This is a genomic window from Phytoactinopolyspora endophytica (assembly GCF_004138495.1).
Classification (GTDB): Bacteria; Actinomycetota; Actinomycetes; order Jiangellales; family Jiangellaceae; genus Phytoactinopolyspora; species Phytoactinopolyspora endophytica.
Map to the genome: position 1 here is coordinate 27,942 of NZ_ML142876.1, position 1,979 is coordinate 29,920.

Here is a 1,979-nt window from a genome sequence, read left to right on the forward strand (position 1 = left end):
CGCTCGCCGCGAGCCGGCGCGCGACGTCGGGGGTGATCTGGACGCCGTTGGTGGAGAACTTGACCCCGACGTGGTGGTCGGTGGCGTAGTCGACCAGCTCCCAGAAGTCCGGACGGACGGTCGGCTCCCCACCGCCGATGTTGACGTAGAAGACCTGCATCCGCTCGAGCTCGTCGATGACGGCCTTGCACTCGTCGGTGCTCAGCTCGCGTGGGTCCCGGCGACCGGAGCTGGACAGGCAATGCACGCACGACAGATTGCAGGCGTAGGTGAGTTCCCAGGTGAGGCAGATCGGGGCGTCCAGCCCGTGCTCGAACAGGTCGACCAGCCCACTGGGCGCCGGAGGAATATCGGTGACGGTCATGGTGTCCTCTCCACGAGCATCTTCGAGTCGATCAGCGTCGTCAGTGCTCGCTGGTAGCGCTGCAGGTCCGCCGCGCCGACCCCGGCGGCCGCGCAGGCGGCTCGCGCGGACGGTTCGTCGCCGAGCCGCTCCACCACGTCCAGCAGTGTCCGGTTCTTGACGAAGGAGAGCCGGCGGGTGCCGAAGTGGTAGAGCAGGGCTCCGAAGGGCTCCGGCCGTACGGAGACCTGGGGGTGAAGGCTCAGGGGACGGTCGAGGTCGGCCAGCTGGTTGCTGTCCGTCATGACCGGCATCTCAGTAGACGCCGCACATGCCGTCGATGGAGACCTCTTCGACCAGGGAGTCCTCCTCGACCAGCAGGTCGTCGTCGGTGGTCGGCTCGGTGCGGGCGTTGTCCGGGTGGCTCATGGCATGCTCCTTGTGATCGGAACGGCTCTGCAATAACACACCGGTGTCGGTAAAGTTCGTCGATAATAATGGCACCAAGTGCCAAAAGGGAAGGGGGTGTTCCGGGTGGCGGGTGACGGCGCAGCGACGACGACCCGGCCCGGCCGTCGCCCAGCGACGACAAAGGACGAGCTCAGCAGGATCGGCCTACAGCTGTTCACCGAACGCGGATTCGATGCGACCACCGTTGACGACATCGTGGCCACGGCCGGCATCGGACGGCGCACGTTCTTCCGCTACTTCGACTCCAAGAACGACCTTCCGTGGGGCGACTTCGACCTTCAGCTGCGCAAGATGCGTGAGTATCTGGACACGCTCCCGGACGACATGCCGCTGATGCAGGCGCTGAGCGTCGCCGTGGTCGAGTTCAACCGGCTGCCGCCCGAGGAGGTGCCCCACCACCGGAAGCGGATGCGCCTGCTGCTGACCGTTCCCACCTTGGTCGCCCATTCGACGCTGCGCTACCAGGCGTGGCGAGACGTCGTCGCCGAGTATGCGTCGCGGCGTCTGGGCGTGCCGCCCGACGGCCTCGCTCCGAGCACCATCTCCCAGGTCCTCCTGGGCGTGGCGCTGGCGGCCTATGAACAATGGCTCCGCGACGACGATGCTGACCTCAGCGAGTTGCTCGCCGAGGCACTCCAACTGCTGAACAGGGGGTTCACACCACCATGACGAACCGACGTGCGCGTGAAAGCCGGTTGGTGGCCACGTCATGACTCAGCCGCGATTCGAAGATCACGAGACGGCGCTCCCGCCCGGGTTCGGCCTTCGGCTGGATCCCGCTACGGCTTACCTGCACGACGACGCGCCGGACAGCCCGGGCGTGCTCATGGGTGGCACGCCGTTCCGGATCGTCCGGCTGTCCACGGAGCACGACGAGGCGATGGCCGGGTGGCAGGACGGCGCCCCGGTGGGAGCCGCGAACGGCACCGGCGACGAGTCCCGGCGCTTCGCGCGAGCACTGGTGGAGACCGGCATGGCGCAGCCGATCCCACCCGCGGAGGTGGCGGCTGAGCCGGTCACCGTGATCATCCCGGTGCGGGACCGGGCAGGCGAGCTCGACCGGCTGCTCCGGGCCATCCGGGCGCACGAGGCCACGGACCCGGTGCACGAGATCATCGTCGTCGATGACGCATCGGCCGATGCGCAAGCCCACCAGCGAACGGCA

Annotated in this window: 4 protein-coding genes and 1 pseudogene; 2 read left to right on the top strand and 3 right to left on the bottom strand. The window is 67.8% G+C overall.

The window, feature by feature from the left end:
* The 3 genes and pseudogenes from ELR45_RS41830 to mftA form a co-directional block, all read right to left on the bottom strand.
* Nucleotides 1-364, bottom strand: a pseudogene (locus tag ELR45_RS41830) (radical SAM protein); the annotation flags it as partial.
* Nucleotides 361-648 carry a mycofactocin biosynthesis chaperone MftB gene (mftB, locus tag ELR45_RS32280; protein ID WP_205857702.1) on the bottom strand — a complete coding sequence of 96 codons (288 nt, stop codon included), beginning with the start codon at nt 646-648 and terminating at the stop codon, nt 361-363. The pseudogene ELR45_RS41830 and the gene mftB, both read right to left, overlap by 4 nt.
* Before the next feature lie 10 nt (nt 649-658).
* A complete protein-coding gene (gene mftA, locus ELR45_RS32285; protein WP_129669946.1) occupies nt 659-772 on the bottom strand; it encodes a mycofactocin precursor MftA in 114 nt (37 codons plus the stop codon).
* Between the two features lie 78 nt (nt 773-850).
* Here mftA and mftR point away from each other — a divergent pair, with 78 nt between their 5' ends.
* Together mftR and ELR45_RS32295 are read left to right on the top strand one after the other, a co-directional pair.
* On the top strand, nt 851-1,483 hold the full coding sequence (mftR, locus tag ELR45_RS32290) for a mycofactocin system transcriptional regulator (protein WP_276320760.1): 633 nt from the start codon (nt 851-853) through the stop codon (nt 1,481-1,483).
* Nucleotides 1,484-1,523: 40 nt separating this feature from the next.
* A partial coding sequence (locus tag ELR45_RS32295; protein ID WP_129669974.1) for a glycosyltransferase occupies nt 1,524-1,979 on the top strand: 456 nt, incomplete at its 3' end.

Bases quoted from the DNA above. Each gene is read 5' to 3' on its own strand.
- mftB (WP_205857702.1), bottom strand. From the start codon at position 648: ATGACGGACAGCAACCAGCTGGCCGACCTCGACCGTCCCCTGAGCCTT.
- mftA (WP_129669946.1), bottom strand. From the start codon at position 772: ATGAGCCACCCGGACAACGCCCGCACCGAGCCGACCACCGACGACGAC.